Origin of the sequence: Streptomyces liangshanensis, from assembly GCF_011694815.1 — a bacterium.
GTDB classification, from domain to species: domain Bacteria; phylum Actinomycetota; class Actinomycetes; order Streptomycetales; family Streptomycetaceae; genus Streptomyces; species Streptomyces liangshanensis.
The window spans coordinates 4359315-4383890 of record NZ_CP050177.1 but is presented as its reverse complement, the minus strand read 5'-3'; the positions used below and the strand labels follow the sequence as shown (position 1 = coordinate 4383890).

The following is a 24576-nucleotide window of genomic DNA, read 5'->3' as shown; positions in this document are numbered from 1 at the left end:
ATGTCCATGCCTGTCGCCGGTCCCAGCACGATCGCGTCCGGTCTGAGGCGTGCCGCCAAGGAGACCGTCTCGGGGTTGCCCCGGGAGTTCTGGTGGCTGTGGACGAGCACCCTGGTCAACCGGCTCGGCGCCTTCGTCGCCACCTTCATGGCCCTCTACCTCACGATGGACCGCGGCTACTCCGCCTCGTACGCCGGCCTCGTCGTCTCCCTCCACGGCCTCGGCGGCGTGGTCTCCTCCCTCGTCGCCGGGGTGATGACCGACCGGCTCGGGCGGCGGCCGACGATGCTGATCGCGCAGAGTTCGACGGCGGCGTCGGTGGCGCTCCTGGGCTTCATGCACCACCCGGTGGCGATCGCGGGGGTCGCGTTCCTGGTCGGGATGACGTCCAACGCGTCCCGGCCGGCGGTCCAGGCGATGATGGCGGACATCGTCCGCCCCGAGGACCGCGTCCGGGCCTTCTCCCTGAACTACTGGGCGATCAACCTCGGCTTCGCCATCTCCTCGGCGGGCGCGGGTTTCGTCGCGGAGTACAGCTACCTGGCGGGCTTCCTGGGGGAGGCTCTGCTGACGCTCGCGTGCGCGGTGGTCGTCTTCCTGAAGCTGCCGGAGTCGCGGCCGGAGCCCACGTCCCGGCCGGAGCGGGTGAAGGGGGTGGGGGGCAGTGTCGCGGAGAAGGCGGTCGCCGCGGATGTCGGCATGAGGGCCGTGCTGCGGGACGGGCGTTTCATGAGCGTCGTCGGGCTCTCCTTCCTCGTCTCGCTCATCTTCATGCAGGGGTTTGTGGCCCTGCCCGTGGCCATGGGCGCGGACGGGTTCAGCAGCGCCGACTACGGACTGGCCATCGCCGTCAACGGCGTCCTGATCGTCGTGATGCAGATCCCGGTCACCCGTTTCATCGAGCACCGGGACCCGCGGCGGCTGCTGATCCTGTCCTCGCTGCTCGCGGGGTACGGCTTCGGCCTGACGGCCTTCGCGGACTCGATCGCCGTCTACGCCCTGACCGTCTGCGTCTGGAGCCTGGCCGAGATCGTCAACGCGCCGACCCAGACGGGGCTGGTGGTACGACTCTCCCCGGTCCACGGCCGAGGCCGCTACCAGGGCATGTACACGCTGTCCTGGGCCGCGTCCGCCCTGGTCGCCCCGCTGGTGGGCGGGTTCGTGATCGACCGCTTCGGGGCGGAGTGGCTGTGGGGTACGTGCGCGGTGCTGGGGACGGTGGCGGGGCTGGGGTACTGGGTGCTGATGCGGGGGTTGGGCGAGGAAGGGCCCGAGGGCGAGGAGGCGGCGGGGGTGGGCGAGGAGGCGGCGGGGGTGGCTGTGGAGAGCGTGGTGAAGGAACCGCTGCCCGCGGCGCCGCCGGCGGCCGGCTCCTCGCTTGGCGACTAGTCGCCAAGCACTGGCGTCCTTCGGCATCTCTTTCGATGATCGGAGGTGGACGGCCTGACCAACCGTCCCCCCACCGCGCCGCCTGGCTCTCTGGGCCGGGCGGCGCGGTGTTTCGCCTTGGGTGCGGGGCCCGGCCGGGCGCTGCCGAGACGTGGTCGGGGTGGGCCGGGTTGTTCGGTGAACGTGGGGGCCGCCCCTTGCTGTTGAGTGTCGCGGTTTCGGGTCGGGCGTCAAGGGCGCTCCTTCGTCGCGTCGGCAAGCCGATGACCTTCGGTCACCCTTGACCCCCGCCCCGAAACCGCAAGTGAAGGCCGAGGGGGGCGGCCCGGGGAGGGGTCCCCCGGGACACTCCGGGGGTGGTTGCGCTCGCTTCCGGGCTGCGGCTCCGGTTGCGGGTTTGCGCACCACTTGAATGGGGTGGCAGGCCACGGCTCAGCGACTGACCACCGCCTGTTGGTGGGCGTACAAGCACCGTGTCTGAGATCCGTGGTCAGCTGGCGTGCGGGAAATACGGACCCGTTGGTCCGATGGTCCCCGACGTCGAGGGAACGGATCCCCTGGCTGCTGACGATCCCGTACGGGGACATCCCCGCAGGAACGCTCTTCCCTACCTGAGACGATCAGTAGGACCGAAAGAACGCAGAGGTGGGAAGCATGATGATTTTGGCACTGCTCGGCGTCTTGGCGCTCGCTGTCGGCGGGTGCGTGTGTGTGGTGTGGGCGGAGCGTGGTGGGCCCCGCTGGGTCCGTATCGTGGCGACCATAACGGTGGCCGCAGGCAAGATGGTGGGGGCGTCCACGAAGAACCGACGCCGGGGCCTGGGTGGGAACAATAGTGCCGACGAATAGGAATGAATGACCCGCACGAGCGCCTGAGCACGAGCCATGGTCCGTGGCTCGTCCGCGTGTGTTCAACGACCACGCAGAGCGGTCACCCCGCGTCCCGGGACCGTACCGGGAGAAGACCGGCGTTTCTAAGCACCTCCGACAACACGTCGGGCCCCGGTGGTTCACAAGGACCACCAGCAATACACGCGCAGGCCGTCGGCCTGAGCCCCCAGGGCGTCAGCCGCAGTGGCACGGTCGTCCCTGACGGAGAAGTAGTCGCACAGCATCATGCGACAGTTCCTCACACCCGCCGCTGACAACCGGTCTTGTGTGCCGTGTTCGGTTAGTGCGTATCCAGGGCACATCACCGGCCGGAAGGGGGAGACTGCCAGCCCCTCCCCTTCCACCCACCCAGCCCAGACACGGTGCTTGTACGCCCGCCAACAGACGGCCGGCTAGCCGCTAAGCCGAGTCGCACAGCCCCATTCAACTGGTGCGCAAAACCCCAACCGGAGCCGCAGCCCGGCGTGATAGCCCAGCCGCTCCCGGGCCTTCCCGGGGGACCCCTCCCCCGGGCCGCCCCCCCCTCGCCTTCACTTGCGGTTTCGGGGCGGGAGTCAAGGGTGGAGCGAAGCGCAATCGGCTTGCCGACGCGACGAAGGAGCGCCCTTGACGCCCGACCCGAAACCGCGACACTCAACAGCAAGGGGCGGCCCCCACGTCACACAACACAACAACGCCGACCCCGACTACGCCCCCGCCCGCACCCTCAGTCCGCCGTAGCCCGCGCCGGGTCGTCCAAGGGGGTGCTCACGCGCAGCCAGCGGTAGCCGTACGGCTCCAGTTCGGCCCTGACCTTGCCGCCCTCGCCCACCGTGACGTCGTTCTCCCCCAGCAGGTCGGTGAGGAGCGTTCCCCCCGACAGCCGCGGCGACTCCGTCTCCACCTCCACCCCGTGCCCGGCGAAGTTGTGCAGGGCCAGGACCGCCCCGTCCCCCGTGGTGGCGAGGTGGGCGAGTACGGCGTCGTCGCCCGCCGGGAGGATCTCGTGGGCGCCCCAGGACAGTTCGGGGCTCTCGCGGTAGGACTCCACCAGCCTTCGCAGGACGGCCAGTTGGGAGCCCGCGTCCTGGCGCTGGTCGTGGACGTTGACGCGGGCCGGGCCGAACTCCCCCTCCACCAGCGGGTTGGGGTAGTCCGCGGGGTCCGCGGTGGAGAAGCCGGCCTTGTCGTCCCCGGTCCACTGCATCGGGGTACGGACCGCCTGGCGGCCCTCGGCGGCGAGGTTCTCGCCCATGCCGATCTCCTCACCGTAGAAGAGGACCGGCGTGCCGGGGAGCGTGAAGAGCAGGCTGTACGCGAGTTCCGTACGGCGGCGGTCTCCGTCGACCATCGGCGGGAGCCTGCGGCGCAGGCCCCGGTCGTACAGCTGCATGTCCTTCTCGGGGCCGAACGCGGCGAAGACCTCGGCCCGTTCGTCGTCGGAGAGCTTGTCGAGGGTCAGTTCGTCGTGGTTGCGGACGAACGTCGCCCAGTGGGCGTCCCTCGGCGGCTCCGGCCGCTCGCGCAGCGCCCGCGCCAGCGGGGTCGCGTCCCCGCGTGCCATCGACAGGTACATCCGCTGCATGCCGATGAAGTCGAAGCACATGGTGAGTTCGTCGCCCCGCGAGGTGCCCGGCTCACCGAAGAAGCGGGCGGTGTCCTCGTACGGGAGGTTCACCTCGCCCAGCAGGATCGCCTCGCCGTCGCGGCGGCCCAGGAAGGCGCGCAGGTCGGCGAGGTACTCGTGCGGGTCGGGCAGCTGGTCGGGCTGTCCGTCGGTCTCCAGCAGGAACGGCACGGCGTCCACCCGGAAGCCGGACAGGCCGAGTTGGGTCCAGAAGCCCATGATGCGGGCTATCTCGTCCCGTACCTCGGGGTTGGCGACGTTGAGGTCGGGCTGCTGCTTGTAGAAGCGGTGCATGTAGTACTGCTCGGTGCGCTCGTCGTACTCCCAGACGCTCGTCTCGGCGTCCGGGAAGACGATGTCCTTCGGGCCGTCCTCCGGGGGTTCGTCGCGCCAGACGTACCAGTCGCGGTGCGCCGCGTCCCGGCTCGACCGGGCGTCCTCGAACCAAGGGTGGTGCTCCGAGGTGTGGTTGACGACCAGGTCGGCGATGACCCGGATGCCGCGGTCGCGCGCGGTGCGGACGAACTCGGTGAAGTCCCCGAGCGTGCCGAGCCTCGGGTCCACCCCGTAGAAGTCGGTGATGTCGTAGCCGTCGTCGCGCTCGCGCGTCGGATAGAACGGCATGAGCCAGACACAGGTCACCCCGAGCCGGTCCAAGTGGTCGATGCGCTGGGTGAGTCCGGCGAAGTCGCCGCAGCCGTCGCCGTCGCTGTCCTGGTACGTCTCGACGTCCAGGCAGTAGACGACCGCGTCCTTCCACCACAGGTCCGAGGTACGGGTGAGCCTCATCGCGCGACCTCCTCGGCCGAGTTGGTCCCCGCGGCGGCCGGGGGCGGTTCCGTGACGTCCAGCCGGGGCAGGACCTTCGCGCCGAACGCGTCGATGAACGCGTCCTGTTCCTGGCCGACGTGGTGCAGCATCACCGCGTCGAACCCGAGGTCGGCGTACTCCTGGAGCCAGGCCGCGTGTTGCCCGAGGTCCGCGGAGACCCGTACCGAGCGGGCCACCTGCTCGTCCCCCACGTGCTCGCTGACGACGTCGAACAGCTCGGCCGTGTCCAGGTCCCAACTGGCAGGCGGGCCATGGACGTTCGTACGCCACTGGTCGTGGGCGAGCGCGCGGGCCTCGTCCTCGGACGGGGCCCAGCTCAGATGGGTCTGGAGGTACAGCGGCCCCGAGCCCCCGGCGGACCGGTAGGCGTCGACGATGCGGCGCAGTTGTCCGTGCGGGGCGTTCACGGTGATCAGGCCGTCGGCCCACTCCGCGCACCAGCCGGCGGTGGCCTCGCTGCACGCGGCGCCGAACAGCGGCGGGACGCTGCGGGGCAGGGTCCACAGCTTGGCCCGGTCCACGGTCACCAGCCCGTCGTGGCTCACCTCCTCGCCGCGCAGCAGCGCGCGGATGATGTCGACGCACTCGCGCAGCCGCGCGTTGCGCAGGTCCTTGCGGGGCCAACGGTCGCCGGTGATGTGCTCGTTGGAGGCCTCACCGCTGCCGAGCGCGGCCCAGAAGCGGCCGGGGAACATCGCGCCGAGACTGCCGATGGCCTGGGCGATGACGGCGGGGTGATAGCGCTGGCCGGGGGCGTTGACGACGCCGAACGGGAGGCGTCCGGTGGCCTGGAGGGCGGCGCCCAACCACGACCAGGCGAAGCCTGATTCGCCTTGGCGGGCGCTCCAGGGGGAGAAGTGGTCCGAGCACATGGCGGCGGTGAAACCCGCCTCCTCCGCGTGCACGACCGCGGTCAACAGGTCGCCGGGAGGCACCTGTTCGTGCGATGCGTGAAATCCGTAGACGGTCATACGTCGCGGGTACCCTCGTCCCGGAGAGTAGTCGAGCGGAAGCACGGTGGGTTTCCCGGGAGGGTCAGGCGGCGGCCCGCTCGGTGAGGGGGCGGCGGCGCAGGGCCGCGGTGTCCAACTCCGGCGGGACGTAGGCCTGATCGAGCGCGCCCACGTCGGTGCCCGGCGGGACGATCTTGTCGATCCGGTCCAGGATGTCGTCGGTGAGGGTGACGTCCAGGCCGGCCAGGAGGTCGTCCAGGTGGGCCGTCGTGCGCGGGCCGACGATGGCACTGGTGACGCCCGGGTGGGCGATGGCGAACGCCGAGGCGAGGTGGGTCAGCGGCATGCCCGCCTCCTCGGCCAGCGCGATGAACTGCTCGACGGCGTCGATGCGGTGCTCGTCGGTGAGGTGCTTGAAGTAGCCCGCGCGGCGCAGGCCGTTCTCCTGGTTCTTGCGGACGCGGCCGGTGAGCAGCCCTTGCGCGAGCGGCCCCCAGACCAGGGCGCCCATGCCGTACCGCCGTACCACGGGCAGCACCTCCCGCTCGATGCCGCGATTGAGCAGGGAGTACGCGGGCTGTTCGGTACGGAAGCGCGCCAGGCCGCGGCGCTCGGCGACCCACTGCGCCTCGACGATGTCGGAGGCCGGGGTGTTGGAGGAGCCGATGGCGCGTACCTTTCCGCTGCGGATCAGGTCCGTGAGCGCGGAGAGGGTTTCCTCGACGTCGGTCGTGGGGTCGAGACGGTGGATCTGGTAGAGGTCGATGTGGTCGGTCCGCAGCCGGCGCAGCGAGTTCTCGACGGCCTGGACGATCCAACGGCGGGACGTGCCCTGCTGGTTGGGGTCGTCGCCCATCGGACGGCTCACCTTGGTGGCGAGGACGACGTGGTCGCGGCGCCCGTGGAGCGCCTTGCCGACCACTTCCTCGGAGTCGGCGTACGCGTCGGCGGTGTCGACGAAGTTGATCCCGGCGTCCAGCGCCTTGTGGATGACGCGGATCGAGTCCTCGTGGTCGGCGTTGCCGATGGTCGAGGCGAACATCAGCGTACCGAGGGCGTACGGGCTGACCTTGATGCCGGTACGGCCGAGCGTGCGGTACCGCATGGGAAGCCTCCTGGGTCGTGGTGGAGCACCCGTGGGTGCCCTACCCTGTAGCTAAACGGAAAGCCTTTCCGGATAAGAACTATACGGAAAGCCTTTCCGCTTACGCAACCGGACCACGCCAGGAGGGACCGAAGGACCATGACCGACGAAGCCGACCGCACCGGACCACCCCGCCGCATCCGCGCGGACGCGCAGCGCAACGTGGACGCCCTGATCAAGGCCGCCAGGACCGTCTTCGACACGTCCGGCGTCGACGCGCCCGCCAAGGAGATCGGCGACCTGGCCGGCGTCGGCGTCGGGACCCTCTACCGGCACTTCCCGCTACGGTCGGACCTGGTCAAGGCGGTGGTGGAGGCGGGGATCGACGCGTGCGCGGCCGCCGGCCCGCAGCTCAGCGCCGTACACGAGCCCGGGGAGGCACTCGCGGAGTGGCTGCGCCGGTACACCGAGTTCCTCGGCACGAAGCGCGGGCTGGCCCCGGCCCTCCACTCGGGCGACCCGGCCTACGCGGCCCTGCCCGGCTACTTCCTGGAAAAGGTCGGCCCCGCACTCGCGACCCTGCTGGACACGGCGGCGAAGTCCGGAGCGGTACGCGACGACGTCAGCGCCCACGACCTGCTCTACGCGATCGCCAACCTATGCATGCCGGTGCCGGGCCAGGGCCCGGAGTACAACCAGCGCATGGTGACCGTACTGATCGACGGACTCCGCACACCCCCAGCCGCGAGGCAGGGCAAGCCTTGACCTGGAGCACGCTCCAAGTTCTACGGTTTTCCCATGACCAGCGGAGTCTCCTTGAGCTCCAGCAGCACGAAACGGAGTAACGACATGGCCGACACCGCGGAGACCCGCCAGGACCGCTTCAAGCGGGGCATGAAGGTGCTCACCGAGATCGACGGTGACAGCGGGCAGAAGGTGATCGACTCGCTGGCCGACATCTCCCCCGAGCTCGGCCACCAGGTCGTCGCCTGGGCGTTCGGCGACATCTACAACCGCCCCGGCCTCGCGCCCCGGGACCGCCAGTTGGTCACCCTCGGCATGCTCACCGCCCTCGGCGGGTGCGAGCCCCAGCTCGACGTCCACATCAACGCGTCCCTCAACGTCGGCCTCACCCCAGACGAGATCACCGAAGCACTCCTGCACGCCTCGGTCTACTGCGGCATGCCCAAGGCCCTGAACGCCACCTTCGTGGCGAAGAAGGTCTTCACGGAACGAGGACTCCTCCCCACCCCGCCCGGCGAGTCCGCCTGAGGCTCTCCTCCACCCGGTCTTGTGTCCTGTGTTTCGTTAACAGGGCCCTAGAGCACATCACCGCCGGCCTGCCGCCCCATTCAAGTGGTGCGCAAGCCCAGCACGGAGCCGGCGCCCCGGAAGAGAGCGCAACCGCCCCCGGGCCGTTCCGGGGACCCCTCCCCCCCCGGGCCGCCCCCCTCGGCCTTCACTTGCGGGTCCGGGCCGGGGGTCAAGGGTGGAGCGCAGCGGAATCGGCGTAGCCGACGCGACGGAGGAGCGCCCTTGACGCCCGGGTCGGGCCCGCGACACTCGACAGCAAGGGGCGGCCCCCACGTTGCCAACACGACAGGGCCGCGCCGTAGTCGCTGTTCGGACAGTGCCTCCGGCTCGCGGCCCTTTTCCATGTTTGGGTTTGGCTTTCCGCCGCCCTCAGCATTCCCACCTGCGGCGATGAACTCTTTACCTTTTGAAGACCATTGACCGGCCAACCACCCCGTGTTAATCACATCTGGCCACATTGGACTAGACCTGACGACCTCGATTCCCCCTCGCCTTCATCCCCCCACCACCTCACGTGTGAAGGATTCCCAGATGAAGCTCCGTTCCCGACTCCTCGCCGTGGCCACCGCCGCCGGCATAGCCGCCGCGCTCAGCGTCATGGGTGGTACCAGTGCCAGTGCCGCCAACCCGGCCGTCGCGCCCGGCGGCAACTTCAACCTGTCGGTGTGGCAGTTGCAGGAGCCGGTGGGTTCGCCCGGTTCGCCGACGACCATCTCGTCGTCCCGGCTCCAGGGCGCCAACGGCTACCAGGACTCGTACTTCTACACCGACACCCGCGACGGCGCGATGACTTTCTGGGCGCCGGAGAAGGGCGTCACCACGCCCAACTCCAACTACGCCCGCTCCGAGTTGCGGGAGATGAACTCCAACGGCAGCGCCGCCGACTGGTCCCTCAGCGGCAGCCACAAGCTGAGCGCGACGCTCCGCGTCGTGTCCGTCACCTCGAACGTCTGCGTCGGACAGATCCACCTCGGCTCGGGCGGTACGTCCACCAAGCCGCTCGTCGAGCTGTACTACCGCTCCAGCGGGGACATCGTCGCAGGCATCGAGAACTCCCCCGACGGCGGCCAGACCCCCCACACCGTGGGGCACGTGTCGGTCGGCAAGACCTGGACGTACACGATCGCCGTCTCCGGCGGCAACCAGATCGACCTGACGGTCAATGGCAGTACGACGCACTACCCGATCCCGTCGTCCTTCAAGCCGTACAAGCAGTACTTCAAGGCCGGTTCGTACAACCAGTCGTCCTCCGACAGCACCACGAAGGGTGCGCGTGTCGGCTTCTACGGGCTGACGGTCTCCCACAGCTGACCGCCCGCCCCTCCTACCCCGGCCGCCGGGCGCTCCCCCGCCCGGCGGCCGAAGGGCCCGATTCCCCCAGGGTCCCTCGGCCCACCTGGCTTCCCCGGCCTACCCGGCTCCCCTGATCCGCCCGGCCCGCCCGGCTCCCCCGATCCGCCCGATCCGCCCGACCCACCCACAGCGCCCCTCCCCCCACCAGCGCCCCGCCTCCCAGCAACCAAGGCGTCGGGCCGGCCGGCAACGCGCTGACGCCCAACCCCCCGACCGCCGCGACCAGTTGCAGTGCCAGCGACTGGACCGACAGCGCCGTCGCGCGGCCCGCGCCGCTGACGCGGCGGTGCAGCAGGTCGTTCTCGTTCGGGCCGGCCGCGCCCAGCCCCAGGTACACCAGGCCGAACCCGACCACCCCGCCCACCAGCGGCAACGCTCCCGTGCCCGCCCCCGTCCCCGCTCCCGCCCCCACCACCGTCACGCCCAGCAGGAACAGCCCCACCGCCCCCGTGCCCAGGCTCAGCAGAACCGCGCGTTCGCCGCCGCCCGCCACCCGCGCCGCCAGCGGGGCGAGGTGGCTGCCCAGGGCCGAGCAGACGAAGCCCGCGCAGGCCAGCCCCGCGAACACCACCGCACCCGACTCCGCCGCGCCGGTGAGGTCGGCGGCCCGGCCCGGGGTGAGCAGTTCGAGGACGGCGAGCGCGGCGCCCGCCGCCCCCGCGCTCAGGAGGATCCGCCGCACCAGCGCGTCCCGGCCGCCCAACCGCAGCCCCTCCCCCACCGTGACGGGTATGCCACGCAGCACCCCGCGCAGGGTGGCGCGTGGCCGAGGTGGTTCGGGCAGGGCCGTCAGGACGTACAGCACATAGACGATCTCCAGGACCGCGGCGAGCAACGACGGTACGGAGAGGGGGAGTACGAGGCCCGAGGTGGCCTCGCGCAACTTCGCCCCGAGGTCCGGCCCGAGGCCCAGCAGCCACGGCAGGCCGCCGCCGAGGAGGGTGCCGGCGGCGAGGGCGGCGGAGGTGGCCGTACCGGCGCGTGCCAGTCCGGTACGGAGGTCCGCGTCCGGTCCTGAGTACGCCTGGACGGTGTCGACGTACCAGGCCTCCGCCGGTCCGCTCGACAACGCGCGGCCCGCGCCCATCAGGGCCATGCCCAGCGTGAGCACCCACGCGGTGGTGCCCAGCGCTTGCAGGGTGAAGGCGGCCAGGCCCAACAGTCCGGCGGCGGCCAGGACCGTACGACGGCCGATGACGTCCGACAGGCCGCCGGTGGGCAGTTCGAGGGCGGCGGCGGTGAGGGAGTGCGCGGCGAAGAAGCCCGCGACGGCGGTGAGGGCCATGCCGCGCTCGGTGAAGAGGAGGATGAGCGGTGCGATGGTGAGGCCCACCGGCAGCCAGTAGAGCGCCGAGACGGCGACAAACCGGCGCCGGGCGGTGCGGGGGGTGAGGGGCGCGGACGCTTGGTGTGCGGCAGGTCCAGCAGGTCCAGTGGGCCCAGCAGGTCCAGCAGGTACGCGGCCCGGCGAAACAGGATCCGTCACGGCGTCTCCCCGTCCCCCCTCGCCGCCAGCGGCAGCGCCGCCACGACCACGACGACCTGTTCGGCGCGCGGGTCCCCTTCATCGCGGGTGGCCAGCTCGTCCAGCGTCCGGTGGAACACCTCCCACAACTCACCAGCCGCTTCCGGCGTCAGACGGGGCATCAGGTCCACCAAGCCCGACGGCTCCAACCACTCCTCGCCCAACCGCCCCTCCGCGATGTCCGCCTCGTGCCGGTCGACGGAGGCCTCCAGGTGCTCGATCTGGCGCCTGCGCGAGAAGTTGACGAAGGCGCGGCTCTCCGGGGAGCCCGTCATCGCCGTGTTGTTCCACGAGGTCACCGAGTGCACCGCCTGCCACCGGCGCTCCCGCCCGTCACGGTGCGCGGCCTCCGCGACGAAGTCGTACTTCGCCAGGACCCGAAGGTGGTAGCTGGTGGAGGCGGACGACTCCCCTGTCGTGACGGCGAGTTCGCTCGCCGTGGCGGGACCGTCCTGCCGGAGCAGCCCGAGGAGCCGGATCCGGAGGGGGTGGGTGAGGGCCTTGAGGGCCGCCGCGTCATGTTCGGGATCGAGGACCCGCCGCTGCTCGTCGCTGACCATGCGAGGAGCGTAGGGCGGGAACACGCCTCTGCAAAAGTATTTTTGCAGAATTTCTTTGGGAGAAGGGAAAGCGATGAGCGACGACGTTCTGTCGATCATTCCGAGCGATCCGTGGTGGCAGCCGGATCGCGAGGCGGCCGATCACGCCGTCGCGCTGGTGGAGGAGTTGACTCCCGGGGTGTCCGACGGGGTGGACGTGGAGATCGACGTGACGTGGCACGACGTCGTGACCGCCGTCGACTGCGGGGGGAACCTGGAGAGGATCGGGTGCCCCTTGTGCCGGGCGACCATCGGCGCGGAGTGGTGGGCCGATCTCCTGGAGGCCCACTGCGACGACGGCTTCGCCACGCTCGCGGTCGAAGTCCCGTGCTGCGGGGGATCGACCACGTTGGACGCGCTGGAGTACGACTGGCCCTGCGGTTTCGCCCGCTTCGAGATCGCCCTCTGGAACCCCGACCGCCTCTGGTTCGGCGACGACGAACTGACGGCGCTCGCGGACCGGCTCGGCCATCCGGTGAAGCAGGTCAGGGCCCGTATCTGAGCTTCGTGCTCGCGCAGGGTCAGGACCGCGCCAGAAACCTCCACCGCGTGACGCGCCCCGGGACGAATCCCCGGGGCGCGTCACCTCACCTCAGCCCGCCCAACCTCACCCCAGCCCCAACCCCCGCTGTGCCTCGTACAAGTTGTGCGGCCTCAGCGCCTCCGGGGTGCCGTACGCCTCCAGTCGCGCGTGGAGGTCGCCCGTGAAGTCCGGTACGTCGATCTGGTCGAACTCCGTCACCTCGCTGATCCCCGCCGTCACGCTGTACGGCGCGATCTCGTCGATCTTGACCAGGCCCGCGCGGCCGTTGGTGACGGTGACGTTCCAGTGCGCGAAGCGCGCCCCGTACAGCGGGCCCGCGATGGCGTCGCCGCCGTGCCGGCCGTTGTTCTCGACCGTGATCTCGGTCCGTACGCTCGCGAAGGGCATCCCGCGGTGCGTGTCGAACGTGCCCATCTCCATCCGGCCGCGCGACCAGACGTTGTAGCTGGACAGGCCCTCGGTGTTGATGCCGTGGAGCTGCGTGCCCGCGGGCGCCGGGACCGTACGCTCCTCGATCACGAAGTCCTCGATCAGGTTGTCGTGCGAACCCTCCCGGCAGAAGTACGGGTGGTGGGAGCCGCGTCCCGCGACGCGCGTACGGCGCAGGGTGCAGGCCGACGCGGCGACCAGCCCGAAGCCGTTGTCGACGTGGCGGACCACGACGTCGTCGGCCCAGCAGTCGTAAGCGCACTGGAACGTCACGCCGTTGTAGCCCTTGTCGAGCAGGTGCGGGGACTGCGGGGTCTCGACGGCCTCCAAAGTGAGGCCTTCCACGCCGGAGTTGGCGAGCGGGGCGGCGAGGGTCGTGAGCCTCGGGTCCCACTCGGGGCGTACGTCCAGCGGCAACGGCCGTTCCAGGGTGACCTTCCGGCCGCGTACGGACTCGATCCGCACCGGCCACTCGTACGGCACGTACGAGGTCAGCTTCGTCATCGCGGGCCAGTTGTAGGCCGCCGGACCCGGGCCGCCGCCCGCCATGTGCTGGAGGAGCGTGTGGTCGGCGTCGTCCGCGAGCCTGAGCAGCACCAACTGGCCACGCTCGACGGCGGATCCGTCCGCGACGGTGACCGTCCGGTCGCCGCGCCGGGCGGATGCGACGGTGGTGAGGGTCCGCCACTCGTCGCGCTTGTTGCCGGTCCAGCCCTCGAAGGGCCAGGCCTGCGCCTTGATGGCGGCGGTCAGGGATGCCCAACGCTCCTGCGGGCAGAGCCAGATGAGGCCGCCGGCCCACGACCAGCTGGACTTGTCGCCGCCGTACCGGCTGCCGTACTTGCCGATGATCTCGGTGAGGTTCCTGGTCGCCAGGAGCTTGGTGCGCCCGCTGCCCGCGCCGCGCAGGACGACGTCACTGTGGCCGATCCGGATGACGTCGTCGATGCGGTACGTCCCCGGCGGGATGGTGACCGTGCCCCCGCCACGCTCTCCGGCAGCGGCGAGGGCACGGTTGATCGCGGGGGCGTCGTCCACGGAGCCGTCGCCCCGGGCGCCGTACCTCTTCACGTCGGCGACGACGGGGAGGCGGGGGAAGCGGGTGGCCCCGGCGCGGCGGCCGGCCTTCCCGACGTACGGGATCTGCGGGTGGGTGTAGGGCGACCTGGTGAACTCCCGCCAGAGGGGGGAGGACTTGGGCCCCCTCGGGAGGGGCGGCGCGGGCGGCCTGCGCTCACCGGCCGCCGCGGCGCCGAGACCGGCGCCCGTCGCCGTCACCCCGGCCGCGACGACGATGGCGCTCCTGAGCAACGCCCTTCTGCCGATGGCGCCTTGACCGTCCTTCATGGGATCCGCCTCCACATACATGAACGTTGTTCAGGTGTACACATGGAGTTGTGAGCATGACATGGCGTCGGGACGGCAGGGAAGGGTCAGGACGAGGGTTGCTGGTTGGCGGTTGCTGGTTGGCGGTTGCTGGTTGGCGGTTGCTGGTTGCCGCTTGCTGATAGCTGCTAGCGGGTGCGGGCAGTCGCCTTCAGCGCTCGGTCAGATGTGTGAACGCGTCCAGGTTCCGCGTCGACTCCCCCCGGGACACCCGCCACGCGTACTCCTTGCGGATCGCGCTCGCGAAGCCCAGTTCCAGCAGGGTGTTGAACGACCCGTCCGCCGCCTCCAGGACCGACCCGAGCAGCCGGTCGATCTCCTCCTCGGTGACCGCCGCGAGCGGGATCTTCCCGGCCAGGTAGATGTCGCCGAGGCTGTCGATCGCGTAACTCACCCCGTACAGCTTGAGATTGCGCTCCAGCAGCCAGCGGTGCACGGCCTCGTCGTTCTCGTCGGGGTGCCGGATCACGAAGGCGTTCACGGACAGCGCGTGCCGGCCGACGCGCAGGGAACAGGTGGTGGAGAGCTTGCGCGTGCCGGGGAGGGTGACGACGTACGTCCCGGGGTCCGGGCTCTCCCACGCCAGGTCCGCGCCGCCGAGCAGCCGCTCGATGACCTGGGCGGCGTGCTGCTCGGACGGGGTCCGCGATCCGTGGGTCCGCGATGCGTCAGCCATGGTCCGAATGTACGTCAGCGGCTCCCCCGCCGCCGGTGGCCCCGTCCCGGCTCACCCGTGATGCACGCGCCCCCGCCGCCGGTGATCCGCGACCGCCCCCGTGTAGACCTCCGCCGTCGCCGACGCCGCCGTGTCCCAGCCGAAGGACTGCGCGTGCCGGGTCGCCGCCGCGCCCATCCGGTCCACGAGCTGCGGGTGGTCCACGAACTCGCGCAGCACCCGCGCGTACGCCGCCGGATCGTGCCCCGGTACGAGGAAGCCGGTCGACCCGTCCCGTACCGCCACCGGAAGACCGCCCACGGCCGCCGCCACCACGGGCGTGCCCGCCGCCTGCGCCTCTATGGCGACCAGACCGAAGGACTCGCTGTACGAGGGCATGACCAGGACGGACGCCGCGCGGAACCAGTCCGCCAGCTGCTCCTGCCCGACCGGCGGCCGGAACCGCACCACGTCGGCGATCCCCAGCCGCGCGGCGAGCTTCTGGAGGCCCTCCGGCCTGGCCAGACCCGTACCGCTGGGCCCGCCGACGACCGGTACGACCAGCCGCGTACGGAGGGAGGGGTCCTGGTCCAGGAGGACGGCGACGGCGCGCAACAGCACGTCGGGGGCCTTCAGCGGCTGGATGCGGCCGGCGAAGAGCGGCACGAACGCGTCCTGCGGCAGCCCGAGGCGGGCGCGGGCGGCGGCGCGGCCGTCGGCGGGCGAGAAACAGTCGAGGTTCACGCCGGGGTGCACGACGGCGGCCTTCGCGGGGTCCGCGTCGTAGAAGCGGACGAGGTCGTCGGCCTCCTCCGCCGTGTTGGCGATCAGCCGGTCGGCGGCGCGCACGATCTGCGTCTCGCCGATGACCCGGGCCGCGGGCTCGGGCGTGTCGCCGTCCGCGAGCGCGGCGTTCTTCACCTTGGCCATGGTGTGCATGGCGTGGACGAGGGGGACGCCCCAGCGTTCGGAGGCGAGCCAGCCGACGTGCCCGGACAGCCAGTAGTGGGAGTGGACGAGGTCGTAGTAGCCGGGACGCTGGCCGGCCCACGCCTGCATGACGCCGTGCGTGAACGCGCAGAGCTGCGCGGGGAGTTCCTCCTTGGCCAGGCCCTCGTACGGCCCCGCGTCCACGTGCCGTACGAGCACCCCGGGCGCCAGCTCGACGGCGGGCGGCAGGGCGCCGGTCGTGGCGCGCGTGAAGATCTCCACCTCGATGTCGAGGGTGGCCAGGCGCTTCGCGAGCTCGACGATGTAGACGTTCATCCCGCCCGCGTCGCCCGTCCCCGGCTGGTGCAGCGGGGAGGTGTGGACGCTCAGCATGGCGATGCGCCGGGGCCGGCGCGACTGGCCGGGAATGCGCAATCGGGGCGGGGACGCCATCACGCCGGCGATGCGGGAGACGGACTGGCTCACGTCTACGGTCCTCTCGCTCGGAGCACGGCAAAGAGAGGGCGTGCGGCACCCTCCGACCCCGGACAACAGTGGAATGCGTCCTCGCATTTCCCTCTTTGCCAAATCGTTGCCGGGGATCACTGAACCCTCCGGTGGGTCGGGGCTTCGTTACGCTCCTTCCCATGGCCGCGCGCTCGACCCCTGCCTCTTCCTCCTCACCTTCCTCCGCCTCCCCCGCCTCCCCTTCTTCCTCGCATGCCACCGGGCGGCCCTCCCCCCGTGCCGCCGGGCGGCCGTCGTCGGCCCGCCCCGTGGGGACGGTGACGCGCGGCACCACCCACCAGAACCGGCTGCGGCGCATGGACCGCTGGATCGCCGCCGTGCACGGCCCCGCGCTGCGGCGCGCGGCCGATCCCGTGGTGGTGGACCTGGGGTACGGGGCGGCGCCCTGGACGGCCGTCGAGCTGCTGCGGCGGCTGCGTACGGCGGAGCCGCGTACCGAGGTCGTCGGGATCGAGATCGACCCGGCGCGGGTCGCGGCGGCGCTCCCATACGAGGAGGAGGGGCTCCGCTTCCGGCACGGCGGCTTCGAGATACCGCTGCCGGGCGGCCGGCGGCCGGTGCTGGTGCGCGCCGCCAATGTGCTGCGGCAGTACGACGAGGGCGAGGTCGCCGCGGTGTGGGCGCGGCTGTGCGCGCGCCTGGCGCCGGGCGGGCTGCTGGTGGAGGGGACGTGCGACGAGATCGGCCGGCGGCACGTCTGGGTCGCGCTCGGACCCGAGGGGCCGCGGACGGTCACCTTCGCGACGCGGCTCGGGTCGCTGGGCCGGCCCTCCGACCTGGCGGAACGGCTGCCGAAGGCGCTGATCCACCGCAACGTGCCGGGCGAACCGGTCCACGCGTTCCTGCGGGACTTCGACCGGGCGTGGGCGGCGGCGGCGCCGTACGCGTCGTTCGGCGCGCGGCAGCGGTGGGTCAGGGCCGTACGGGACCTGTCGGCGGACTGGCCGGTGGGGTCCGACGCGCGGCGGTGGCGGCAGGGAGAGGTGACGGTGGAGTGGGCGGCGCTGGCGCCCGGTGAGGAGTCAACCGGCCGGTCGCCCCTGTCGTTTTGACCCGGGGCGTGGCACGATTCCCGACGGGGCGTGAGGGATGGGCGCATCAGTTCGGACGTTCGTACCGACGACGTGCGCCAGACGCGGATGAGGCCCCGATACGGCCGCAGTGACAGATACAGACGCACATGAGGTGGGGGAGTCCGTGGGCCGACGTCGCAGTGCCGCCGCCGCGATCACACTGGTCTGCGCTCTCTGCGCGCTGGCCTCGCCCCAGGCGATGAGCGGCGCGTACGCGGCCCCCGCCCCGCCCTCCACTCCCTCCTTCTCCTTGCCCCCCACGTCCTCCCAGTCGGCCGTACCGCCGCCGCCCGTCGAACTCCCCCCGGGCTACCGCCAGTCGGGCCCCCCGGGCAAGAAGTCGCTGGACGACGTACGGATCGAGCTGGACGCCCTCTACGCGAAGGCCGCGTCGGCGACGGACGCGTACAACCTCGCCGACGAGCAGTACCAGAAGCTCTCGGCGGAGGTGTCGTCGCTGACGCGGGACCTCGCCCGGGGCCAGGAGCGGATCGACGAGCTGAACAAGACCGCGGGCGCCGCCGCGCGGGCGCAGTACCGGGGCGGCGGGCTGCCTCCCGAGGCGCAGTTGGTGCTCACCGACGACCCCGGCCTCTTCCTGGACGGCGTGGGGCGGCTCCGGGAGAGCCAGCGCGCCACGCGCCACCTGATCGCCGAACTGACGCGGGCGCAGGAGGACTTGAAGACGTACGCGCAGGACGCCGGTACGGAGTGGGCGAAGCTGGAGGTCAGCCGGGCCAAGAAGGAGAAGGCCAAGAGGGAGATCACGAAGCGGATCGCCGCGGCCGAGAGGATAGAGGCCGGCCTGGAGAAGGAAGACCTCGCGCGGCTGGCGCGGCTCCAGGACGCCGCGGCCCTCAAGGCACAGTCGGCGTGGCTGGGGTCCGGCGCGCTCAAGGACATCAACCGCACGGCGAGCGCGCAGGGCAAGCAGGCGATCGCCTTCGCGACGGCGCAGATCGGGAAGCCGTACGTGTGGGGGGCGGAGGGCCCGTCCTCGTACGACTGCTCGGGACTGACGTCGGAGGCGTGGGCGGCGGCCGGGCGGCCCATCCCCCGTACGTCGCAGGAGCAGTGGAAGCAGTTGCCGCGGGTCCCGGTCGCGGACATGCGGCCCGGCGATCTGATCATCTACTTCGAGGACGCGAGCCATGTGGGGATGTACGTGGGCGACGGCACGATCGTGCACGCGCCGCGGCCGGGGCGGAACGTGACGCAGGCGGGGGCGGGCACGATGCGGATCCTCGGGGTCGTACGGCCTGACAAGTAGGGGCGGCCCGGCGGCGGTCGTCCATCCGTTCGTCCGTCCGCGTCCCTCCGTCTCTCGTCCGCTCCTATGTGACACGAACCACGGCGGGGAGGGGCCAACCCCTCCCCCTACGTGATGTTTGTCATGACCGGACATGCCGAAAACCGCTGTATGCGTTACCAGTGAAGGCATATGACGGTGGCTCTTCATCCACACGCCATTCCGTTCCGGTGCCGGCTACCGCTATGGTCCCGGACTGGCGGGGCGCAGATCGTCCTCCGCCGCCCTCGGGGGGAGGGAAGGAAACCAGGAACGATGTCCGTACCCGCTCCCGTACCCAGGCAGCGCACGAGCTCGCCGACGGTGCCGGCCACTTCTGCGGCCGCCGCCGGGGCCAGCACCGCGGCCGTCACTGCGGCCGCCACCGCCGTGCCCGTACCGGCTCCCGCGGCCGCTTCCGCGCCCGCGTCCGCTCCCGTATCCGCCCCCGCGCCTGCCCCCGCTTCCTCGCCGGCGCCTCTCGAAGAGCGTCGGTATCCGGCCACCGAGGGCGCCAAGAGCGGCGACCTGATGCTGCTGGTGATCGAGGACGACCCGGTACGTACCTTCACCGCCCCCGAACCCCCCGAGGGCGCGGATGTCCGGGTCCGGGTCCGTACCGCCCGCAACCTCACCGAGGCCGAGCGGCTGCTCACGGACGACATCCACTGCATCCTCGTGGACCTCGCCCTGCCCGGTTCGGACGACAGCGACGACCTGGCCCCGCTCAAGCACGTCCTGCGGCTGGCTCCCCGCCACGCCGTACTGGCGCTGGCGGCGGAGGGGGACGGCGAGCGCGCGGCGGCGGCCGTACGGGTCGGGGCGCAGGACTTCCTCTTCCGCGACGAGCTGGACGGGCGGCTGCTGAGCCGGGCGATCCGGTACGCGGTCGAACGCAAGCGCGCCGACATCGCGCAGCGCCAGCTGACCGAGTCGCGGCTGCGCGCCCAGGAGAACGCCCGGCTGGAGCGCGGGCTGCTCCCCACTCCCCTGCTCCAGGGCTCCGACCTGCGCTTCGCGGCCCGCTACCGGCCCGGCAGATCGCGGGCGCTGCTGGGCGGGGACTTCTACGACACGGTCCGTACGCCCGACGGCACGGTCCACGCGATGATCGGCGACGTGTGCGGGCACGGCCCGGACGAGGCGGCGCTGGGCGTGGAGCTGCGGATCGCGTGGCGGGCGCTGACGCTGGCGGGGCTCTGCGGCGACCGGCTGCTCTCGACGCTCCAGCAGGTGCTGGAGCACGAGCGGGAGAGCGAGGAGATCTTCGCGACGCTCTGCACGGTCGACATCGCGCCGGACGGGCGGCGGGCCGGCCTGTGCCTGGCCGGGCACCCGTCACCGCTGATCAAGCGGTCGGGCGTGGCGGCGCAGCTGCTCCCGTACGAGGACGGCGGGCCGGCCCTGGGCCTGCTGCCGCGCGCCCGCTGGCCCCGGCTCCAGGTCGAGCTGGGCGGGGCGTGGAGCCTGATGATGTACACGGACGGGCTGATCGAGGGGCGCGTGGGCCCCGGCGAGAGGGGGCGGCTCGGCCAGGAGGGCATGGTCGAGATGATCAACCGCCAGCTGACCGCGGGCCTCCGGGGCGACGAGCTGCTGGAGGCGGCGGTGGCGGAGGCGCGGGAGCTGAACGGCGGCGAGCTGACGGACGACGTGGCGATGCTGCTGCTGGACCGGGGCGAGTGAACCGGCCGCCTTGCCGCGACCGCGGCGAGTGAACCGGCCCCCCTGCCTGAGACCGCGGCGAGTGAACCCGCCTTGCCCTGCTCCCGGTGGGCTCACCGACCGCCGTTGTACGGACCGTAAGGACCGTCGCTGCTCGATCCACCGCTGCGGCGGCCGCCGCCGGAGACCTGGCGGAGCGCGGGCCGTACGTCGACCATGAACACGATCGTCGCGACGAGCCCGGCGATCTGGAGGAAGAGGACGCCGGACAGGAAGAAGTCCACGGCCACCACCACACCGAGAATGATCAGCCAGAAGCTCTTCGTCTTCTTGTCCGCCGCCGGGTAGGCGTCCTTGCGGGCCGTCGCGGCGAAGACCAGCGCGACAACGGCGAACACGAGCATCGCCAGGCTGAGGAGCGTGAAAATGTTGTTGAACCCTGAGATCAGCACGCTGAGCACCGCCTAATGACCCGATGAGTGGTGGAGCGCCGGGAACGCCCTGTCAAGCCAAGGTACCGGGAGAACGAGCCGGACACCGTTGAGGTGCCCGACCCGCCCCCTCCGAAACCGCGCTTCCCCGGACGTCACTTCTCGGACGGCGGAGTGGTCTTCCTGGGGGTGGTCCGGCGCGGCGTGGTCTTGCGGGCGGCGGGCTTGGCGGCCGGCTTGGAGGCGGCCCCCTTGCTCCCCGTACCCGCGGTACGCCCTTCCGCCTTACTACCCGCGTCCGACTTCGCGTCCGTCTTCGCCTCGGCCGGCTTCGGCGCGGCGGCCGGCTTCGGGGCGGCAGCAGGCTTCGGGGCGGCGTCGGGCTCGACGGCGACGGCGATCTCGGTGATCTCCTCCGCGGCCTCACCACGCCAGGCCCGTACGGTCTGCTCGCCGCGCTCGGCGACCTTCTCGTACGTCTCCCGCGCCCGGACCGCGTACTCGGCGGCCACGCCCACGCTGCGCAGCGCCAGGTCCTGGGCGGTCTCGCCGAGCTTCTTCAGGTCGGCGGGGTCGAACGCGCCGATCACCTCGGTGACCTTGGCCTGGGCCTCCTTGGCCTGCCCGGCGACCTTGTCCTGGACGGTCTTGGGGTCGGTGTTCCGCACGGCGTCGATCCGCGCCGGGGCCTCGGCGCGGAGCTGCTCGATCAGGCCGGGCACCTTCCTGGCCTGCTCGACGGCGAGGTCGGCGGTGCCGGCGGCGAAGTAGAGGGGGGTGGGGTCGGTGAGCGTCTTGCGCAGGTCATCGGCGATGGCCATGACGGTGATCCTCCGGGTCAGGGGGTGGGTGGCTTGGCGGCACCACCGTCGGCGGTGCCTTCCTCTGCGGCCTCTGCGGCCTCCGCGGTCTTCTCGACGGTCGCGTCGGCGTCCTGGTCGGCAACGGCGGCACTCGCCGCGTCCGCGACCAGGGCCGCGCCCAACTTCGCCTCGATCGTCGACTCGAATCCGTTCTCCTTGCGGAAGGACTCGTAGATCTGGAGCAGCACCTGCTTCTGCCGCTCGTTTATGGACGGATCGGCGAGGAGGACGGCGCGCGTCTCCAACTCCTGCCGCTCCCGCTCGTCCAACATCCCGGCCTGCACATACAGCGTCTCCGCGGAGATCCGCAGCGCCTTGGCGAGCTGCTGGAGGATGTCCGCGCTGGGCTTGCGCAGACCCCGCTCGATCTGGCTGAGGTACGGATTGGACACCCCGGCGGCATCGGCGAGCTGCCGCAACGACAACCGCGCCGTGCGCCGCTGCTCCCGCAGGTACTCACCAAGATTGCCGACGTTGAGTGATGCCATGCCCCCATGCTGCACCACCCCCGCTAACTTTTGCAAGCACATCGCTTGCAAAAGTGTTCACCCCTCCGGGCCAGGTCCACACCCTCCCCCGCCACTGCTGTCCGTTCTCAGTAGATGTGGCGAGTCCCAGTGGTTCCGGCAAACGACCTGGCGGAGTCCCGGTGATCGCGGCGCCGGCCGTCGCCGACGACCGCCGACGAGAGCGCTTCCGCTCCGACGGCTGAGGCCACGCGTGGCCCCGCCTGTCGCGACACCCCCGAAGTCTCGGCCCGATCCCTCGCGCTTTCGCGCCTACCCGGCCGGTTGCCGACGTGACCCAGGTCACATCATGGCTGTGCAGCAGTTCCACGGTCTTTCCCGTCAGGGAGGGGTGACAGGAAGGGAGGAGAGTATGGATCTGGCAGCCAAGTGGGCAGTGGGCGCCGGGCCCGGTGGTGCCGAGTCGGTGGAGGGGGACTTCCATGGATTCGTCGCCGCCCGGTCGGCCGCGCTGTTCCGGAGCGCACTCGTCCTGACGGGCAGCCGCGACGCGGCGGAGGACCTGGTGCAGGAGACCCTGGAGCGGGCCTGCCGCAAGTGGCGCGCCATCAGCGCCAAGGACGCCCCGGACGCGTACGTGCGGCGGATCATGGTCAATCTCGCCAACGACCGTTGGCGAAGATTCCGGCGTACGGCTCAGCACCCGGCCGACGGCGGCCCGGCCGCACCGGGCGACGAGTACGGACGGATCGACAGCCGGGACCAGTTGGTCCGCGCTCTTCAGCAACTGCCCATACGGATGCGGACGGTGGTGGTGCTGCGGTACTACCACGATCTGTCCGACGCCGAGATAGCGGCCGACCTGAAGATTTCGCCGAGCACCGTCCGTTCCCAACTCGCCCGCGGCATCGACCGGCTCAGACGCCAGTTCCCCGAACCCTCCGCCCCTTCACCGCAGCAGCTCCTGGAAGGAACGCGATGAGTCCGTACGAATTGCGGCCTTCCGGCTGCACACCTTTCGAAGAGGAACTGATCGACGCCATGAACAACTTCGCGCACTCCACCAACGCACCGGCCTTCGACACGGCCGGCATGGTCCACCGCACCCGCCGCAGGCGGACCACCCTCATCGCCGGTTTCGCCGCCGCCCTGATCGTGGCGGGCGGCGGCACGGCGCTGGCCTCCATGACCGGTGCCTCCCAGACGCCGGCCAAGCCCGCCGCCACCACCGTCGACCACAACAGGGCCACCTTCCTGTTGGGCGGCCTCACGAAGGAGCCCATCGCGGTCGACCTCACGGGCATGGACCTGGCCACGGCCAAGGGACAGTTCCTCAAGGCTCAGCTCAAGCTCGGCACGATCGTCAAGGTAACCAGCCCCGGCTGCAAGCCGACCTCGGTCGTCGAGGTCATTCCCCACAGCCCGAAGATCGTGAGCAAGGGTGACACGGTGAACGTGAAGCTCTGCGCGGGCTGATCGGGCCCGTAGGTGGATGAGGGCCCGTCCTGAGCGTGCGCGCGCGAGCCGCTCAGGACGGGCCGAACCGCCGGATCGACGTCAGGAGCACCACGACCGCCACCACGACCGTCCGCCAGGTCACGCGGTGCTTGCGCTCAAGCCCCCGCTTCAGAACAGATGGGACCGTCTCAGCTCGCGCTCAAGCGGGCGCAGCACAGTGCAGATCAGCTGGGCCGCCCGGCTTCGAACCCGTCCCAGCAGAACTGACAAGGACCAGGTCAGAGACACCTCTTCGATCCAGATCTTTTGGGAACGGACAACTGCCGACTCGTCCGCCGGGATGACGAGTCCGTCCTCACGATTGAGGCCGGCGAACTCCGCGTTCGCCTTCGGGTACCTGTGCGCAGGGGGCGTAGACGCTGCCCGACCTCGCCGCGTACTCCTCGAGCGCATGTTCGTGAGATGCCTCGGGACACCGCACGACTGCCCGCTCAGGTGGCCTCGCGTCCAGTCGACCGCATCCGGTTCGTAGATCATGATCGGCATCATGCGGGATGTGGGCGGCGGGACGAGCCACGGGTACGGGTGCCGGTGTCCGCTCAGCCGTCGCAGCGGGGCTCGGGACGCGTCCAGAGGGTGAGGTCGCTGCTGGTGGCGACCGCGAGGGTACGGCCGGAAGGGGAGAACCCGGCCGCGCGGAGTTCGGAGTAGTGGGAGTGGAGGACGTGCCACCACGTCTCCCCTGCCGGGCCGCTGTGGAATCCACCGCCGGTGGAGAGGATGACGCGGTCGTGGGGCCACTCCGGGCTGACGACGTCCAGGGTCCAGCCGTCCGGGGTGGTCCTGTGCAGGCCGCCGCCGAAGAGTCCGGCTATGCGCACCGGGACGCCGGCGATCGGGCCGAGCCCGGGGCAGGTGAGATCCGGGTGCGCGTCGGGGGTGCTCGTGTCCGGGTCGGGATCCCGGTCGCGGGCGATCTTCTCGCCGGTGACCGCGTCGAAGAGTCCGTGGCCGTCGCCGGAGACGACCATCACGAGGTCGTGGCCGCCGCGGGGATGGACGGCGAATCCGATGCCGAGAAGGCCGCCGACGGGAGTTCGGCGATCCAGCACCGGCCGCCACGGCGCGGGAGCGGACATGACGGGGGCGGCGAGGTAGCGCTCGCGCAGTTTCCGTTGGTACTCGGTGAGCAACTCGTCTCCTGGGTGCGGTGCGGTGGGTGCCGTGCGGTGGGTGCCGTGCGGCGCGTGCGGTGAGGTGCGTACGGGTGCGGCGCGGTGCGGTGCGGTGCGGTGCGGTGCGGTGCGGTGCGGT

Annotated in this window: 23 protein-coding genes; 11 read left to right on the top strand and 12 right to left on the bottom strand. The window is 71.2% G+C overall.

The features are described 5' to 3' along the window. Positions 1 to 6 precede the first annotated feature (6 nt). On the top strand, positions 7 to 1389 hold the full coding sequence (locus tag HA039_RS18965; protein ID WP_167031245.1) for an MDR family MFS transporter: 1383 nt from the start codon (positions 7 to 9) through the stop codon (positions 1387 to 1389). Between the two features lie 657 nt (positions 1390 to 2046). Then, positions 2047 to 2238 carry a hypothetical protein gene (locus HA039_RS34075; protein WP_167037104.1) on the top strand — a complete coding sequence of 64 codons (192 nt, stop codon included), beginning with the start codon at positions 2047 to 2049 and terminating at the stop codon, positions 2236 to 2238. A 748-nt stretch (positions 2239 to 2986) separates the two neighbouring features. Here HA039_RS34075 and HA039_RS18955 read toward each other — a convergent pair. The 3 genes from HA039_RS18955 to HA039_RS18945 all read right to left on the bottom strand — a co-directional run bounded on the left by HA039_RS18955 (position 2987) and on the right by HA039_RS18945 (position 6775). Further along, positions 2987 to 4675, bottom strand: coding sequence for an alpha-amylase family protein (locus tag HA039_RS18955; protein ID WP_167031242.1), 1689 nt, complete (start codon positions 4673 to 4675; stop codon positions 2987 to 2989). After that, the gene (locus tag HA039_RS18950; protein ID WP_167031238.1) at positions 4672 to 5688 is read right to left on the bottom strand and encodes a TIGR03885 family FMN-dependent LLM class oxidoreductase; all 1017 of its coding nucleotides are present in this window, start codon (positions 5686 to 5688) and stop codon (positions 4672 to 4674) included. Before HA039_RS18950 ends, HA039_RS18955 begins: the two co-directional genes overlap by 4 nt. Before the next feature lie 64 nt (positions 5689 to 5752). Continuing rightward, entirely contained in the window at positions 5753 to 6775 is a 1023-nt protein-coding gene (locus HA039_RS18945) for an aldo/keto reductase (RefSeq protein WP_167031234.1), read from the bottom strand. 138 nt (positions 6776 to 6913) lie between these two features. Between HA039_RS18945 and HA039_RS18940 the strand changes: the two genes are divergently transcribed. The 3 genes from HA039_RS18940 to HA039_RS18930 all read left to right on the top strand — a co-directional run bounded on the left by HA039_RS18940 (position 6914) and on the right by HA039_RS18930 (position 9379). Then, a complete protein-coding gene (locus HA039_RS18940; RefSeq protein WP_167031231.1) occupies positions 6914 to 7519 on the top strand; it encodes a TetR/AcrR family transcriptional regulator in 606 nt (201 codons plus the stop codon). A gap of 84 nt (positions 7520 to 7603) precedes the next feature. Further along, positions 7604 to 8026 carry a carboxymuconolactone decarboxylase family protein gene (locus tag HA039_RS18935; RefSeq protein ID WP_167031228.1) on the top strand — a complete coding sequence of 141 codons (423 nt, stop codon included), beginning with the start codon at positions 7604 to 7606 and terminating at the stop codon, positions 8024 to 8026. Positions 8027 to 8599: 573 nt separating this feature from the next. After that, positions 8600 to 9379, top strand: coding sequence for a polysaccharide lyase family 7 protein (locus HA039_RS18930; RefSeq protein ID WP_167031225.1), 780 nt, complete (start codon positions 8600 to 8602; stop codon positions 9377 to 9379). A 13-nt stretch (positions 9380 to 9392) separates the two neighbouring features. Here HA039_RS18930 and HA039_RS18925 read toward each other — a convergent pair whose 3' ends face one another. Together HA039_RS18925 and HA039_RS18920 are read right to left on the bottom strand one after the other, a co-directional pair. Next, on the bottom strand, positions 9393 to 10754 hold the full coding sequence (locus HA039_RS18925; RefSeq protein WP_425086361.1) for an MFS transporter: 1362 nt from the start codon (positions 10752 to 10754) through the stop codon (positions 9393 to 9395). 149 nt (positions 10755 to 10903) lie between these two features. Next, positions 10904 to 11506 carry an ArsR/SmtB family transcription factor gene (locus tag HA039_RS18920; RefSeq protein WP_167031222.1) on the bottom strand — a complete coding sequence of 201 codons (603 nt, stop codon included), beginning with the start codon at positions 11504 to 11506 and terminating at the stop codon, positions 10904 to 10906. A gap of 73 nt (positions 11507 to 11579) precedes the next feature. Here HA039_RS18920 and HA039_RS18915 point away from each other — a divergent pair, with 73 nt between their 5' ends. Next, positions 11580 to 12047 (top strand): hypothetical protein, encoded by a 468-nt coding sequence (locus HA039_RS18915; RefSeq protein WP_167031219.1) that lies wholly within the window; start codon positions 11580 to 11582, stop codon positions 12045 to 12047. A gap of 105 nt (positions 12048 to 12152) precedes the next feature. Here HA039_RS18915 and HA039_RS18910 read toward each other — a convergent pair whose 3' ends face one another. From HA039_RS18910 to mshA, 3 genes are all read right to left on the bottom strand, one after another. Then, positions 12153 to 13865, bottom strand: coding sequence for a glycosyl hydrolase family 28-related protein (locus HA039_RS18910; protein ID WP_167031216.1), 1713 nt, complete (start codon positions 13863 to 13865; stop codon positions 12153 to 12155). 190 nt (positions 13866 to 14055) lie between these two features. After that, positions 14056 to 14580 (bottom strand): type III secretion system chaperone family protein, encoded by a 525-nt coding sequence (locus HA039_RS18905; protein ID WP_167031213.1) that lies wholly within the window; start codon positions 14578 to 14580, stop codon positions 14056 to 14058. A gap of 51 nt (positions 14581 to 14631) precedes the next feature. Next, positions 14632 to 15975 (bottom strand): D-inositol-3-phosphate glycosyltransferase, encoded by a 1344-nt coding sequence (gene mshA / locus HA039_RS18900; RefSeq protein WP_167031210.1) that lies wholly within the window; start codon positions 15973 to 15975, stop codon positions 14632 to 14634. Positions 15976 to 16313: 338 nt separating this feature from the next. Between mshA and HA039_RS18895 the strand changes: the two genes are divergently transcribed. The 3 genes from HA039_RS18895 to HA039_RS18885 all read left to right on the top strand — a co-directional run bounded on the left by HA039_RS18895 (position 16314) and on the right by HA039_RS18885 (position 20064). Next, on the top strand, positions 16314 to 17069 hold the full coding sequence (locus tag HA039_RS18895) for a class I SAM-dependent methyltransferase (RefSeq protein ID WP_167037101.1): 756 nt from the start codon (positions 16314 to 16316) through the stop codon (positions 17067 to 17069). Between the two features lie 145 nt (positions 17070 to 17214). Next, positions 17215 to 18360 carry a C40 family peptidase gene (locus HA039_RS18890; protein WP_208298649.1) on the top strand — a complete coding sequence of 382 codons (1146 nt, stop codon included), beginning with the start codon at positions 17215 to 17217 and terminating at the stop codon, positions 18358 to 18360. Positions 18361 to 18654: 294 nt separating this feature from the next. Beyond that, the gene (locus HA039_RS18885) at positions 18655 to 20064 is read left to right on the top strand and encodes a PP2C family protein-serine/threonine phosphatase (RefSeq protein WP_167031207.1); all 1410 of its coding nucleotides are present in this window, start codon (positions 18655 to 18657) and stop codon (positions 20062 to 20064) included. A gap of 92 nt (positions 20065 to 20156) precedes the next feature. On the opposite strand, the gene HA039_RS18880 is transcribed toward HA039_RS18885, so the two are convergent. From HA039_RS18880 to HA039_RS18870, 3 genes are all read right to left on the bottom strand, one after another. Next, a complete protein-coding gene (locus HA039_RS18880) occupies positions 20157 to 20495 on the bottom strand; it encodes a DUF2516 family protein (RefSeq protein WP_167031204.1) in 339 nt (112 codons plus the stop codon). A gap of 134 nt (positions 20496 to 20629) precedes the next feature. Then, on the bottom strand, positions 20630 to 21295 hold the full coding sequence (locus HA039_RS18875) for a hypothetical protein (RefSeq protein ID WP_167031201.1): 666 nt from the start codon (positions 21293 to 21295) through the stop codon (positions 20630 to 20632). 17 nt (positions 21296 to 21312) lie between these two features. Beyond that, positions 21313 to 21825, bottom strand: coding sequence for a helix-turn-helix domain-containing protein (locus HA039_RS18870; protein ID WP_167031198.1), 513 nt, complete (start codon positions 21823 to 21825; stop codon positions 21313 to 21315). Between the two features lie 391 nt (positions 21826 to 22216). Here HA039_RS18870 and HA039_RS18865 point away from each other — a divergent pair, with 391 nt between their 5' ends. Together HA039_RS18865 and HA039_RS18860 are read left to right on the top strand one after the other, a co-directional pair. After that, entirely contained in the window at positions 22217 to 22786 is a 570-nt protein-coding gene (locus tag HA039_RS18865) for a SigE family RNA polymerase sigma factor (RefSeq protein ID WP_167031195.1), read from the top strand. Continuing rightward, complete coding sequence (locus HA039_RS18860; protein ID WP_167031192.1) at positions 22783 to 23280, top strand: hypothetical protein; 498 nt, start codon at positions 22783 to 22785, stop codon at positions 23278 to 23280. The genes HA039_RS18865 and HA039_RS18860 overlap by 4 nt, the downstream gene beginning before the upstream one ends. A 581-nt stretch (positions 23281 to 23861) precedes the next feature. On the opposite strand, the gene HA039_RS18855 is transcribed toward HA039_RS18860, so the two are convergent. Further along, on the bottom strand, positions 23862 to 24455 hold the full coding sequence (locus tag HA039_RS18855) for a hypothetical protein (protein WP_167031189.1): 594 nt from the start codon (positions 24453 to 24455) through the stop codon (positions 23862 to 23864). Positions 24456 to 24576 lie beyond the last annotated feature (121 nt).

Excerpts from the sequence above, each read along its gene's own strand:
- HA039_RS18965 (WP_167031245.1), top strand. The coding sequence starts at position 7 with ATGCCTGTCGCCGGTCCCAGCACGATCGCGTCCGGTCTGAGGCGTGCC.
- HA039_RS34075 (WP_167037104.1), top strand. The coding sequence starts at position 2,047 with ATGATTTTGGCACTGCTCGGCGTCTTGGCGCTCGCTGTCGGCGGGTGC.
- HA039_RS18955 (WP_167031242.1), bottom strand. The coding sequence starts at position 4,675 with ATGAGGCTCACCCGTACCTCGGACCTGTGGTGGAAGGACGCGGTCGTC.
- HA039_RS18950 (WP_167031238.1), bottom strand. The coding sequence starts at position 5,688 with ATGACCGTCTACGGATTTCACGCATCGCACGAACAGGTGCCTCCCGGC.
- HA039_RS18945 (WP_167031234.1), bottom strand. The coding sequence starts at position 6,775 with ATGCGGTACCGCACGCTCGGCCGTACCGGCATCAAGGTCAGCCCGTAC.
- HA039_RS18940 (WP_167031231.1), top strand. The coding sequence starts at position 6,914 with ATGACCGACGAAGCCGACCGCACCGGACCACCCCGCCGCATCCGCGCG.
- HA039_RS18935 (WP_167031228.1), top strand. The coding sequence starts at position 7,604 with ATGGCCGACACCGCGGAGACCCGCCAGGACCGCTTCAAGCGGGGCATG.
- HA039_RS18930 (WP_167031225.1), top strand. The coding sequence starts at position 8,600 with ATGAAGCTCCGTTCCCGACTCCTCGCCGTGGCCACCGCCGCCGGCATA.
- HA039_RS18920 (WP_167031222.1), bottom strand. The coding sequence starts at position 11,506 with ATGGTCAGCGACGAGCAGCGGCGGGTCCTCGATCCCGAACATGACGCG.
- HA039_RS18915 (WP_167031219.1), top strand. The coding sequence starts at position 11,580 with ATGAGCGACGACGTTCTGTCGATCATTCCGAGCGATCCGTGGTGGCAG.
- HA039_RS18910 (WP_167031216.1), bottom strand. The coding sequence starts at position 13,865 with ATGAAGGACGGTCAAGGCGCCATCGGCAGAAGGGCGTTGCTCAGGAGC.
- HA039_RS18905 (WP_167031213.1), bottom strand. The coding sequence starts at position 14,580 with ATGGCTGACGCATCGCGGACCCACGGATCGCGGACCCCGTCCGAGCAG.
- HA039_RS18895 (WP_167037101.1), top strand. The coding sequence starts at position 16,314 with ATGGACCGCTGGATCGCCGCCGTGCACGGCCCCGCGCTGCGGCGCGCG.
- HA039_RS18885 (WP_167031207.1), top strand. The coding sequence starts at position 18,655 with ATGTCCGTACCCGCTCCCGTACCCAGGCAGCGCACGAGCTCGCCGACG.
- HA039_RS18875 (WP_167031201.1), bottom strand. The coding sequence starts at position 21,295 with ATGGCCATCGCCGATGACCTGCGCAAGACGCTCACCGACCCCACCCCC.
- HA039_RS18870 (WP_167031198.1), bottom strand. The coding sequence starts at position 21,825 with ATGGCATCACTCAACGTCGGCAATCTTGGTGAGTACCTGCGGGAGCAG.
- HA039_RS18865 (WP_167031195.1), top strand. The coding sequence starts at position 22,217 with ATGGATCTGGCAGCCAAGTGGGCAGTGGGCGCCGGGCCCGGTGGTGCC.
- HA039_RS18860 (WP_167031192.1), top strand. The coding sequence starts at position 22,783 with ATGAGTCCGTACGAATTGCGGCCTTCCGGCTGCACACCTTTCGAAGAG.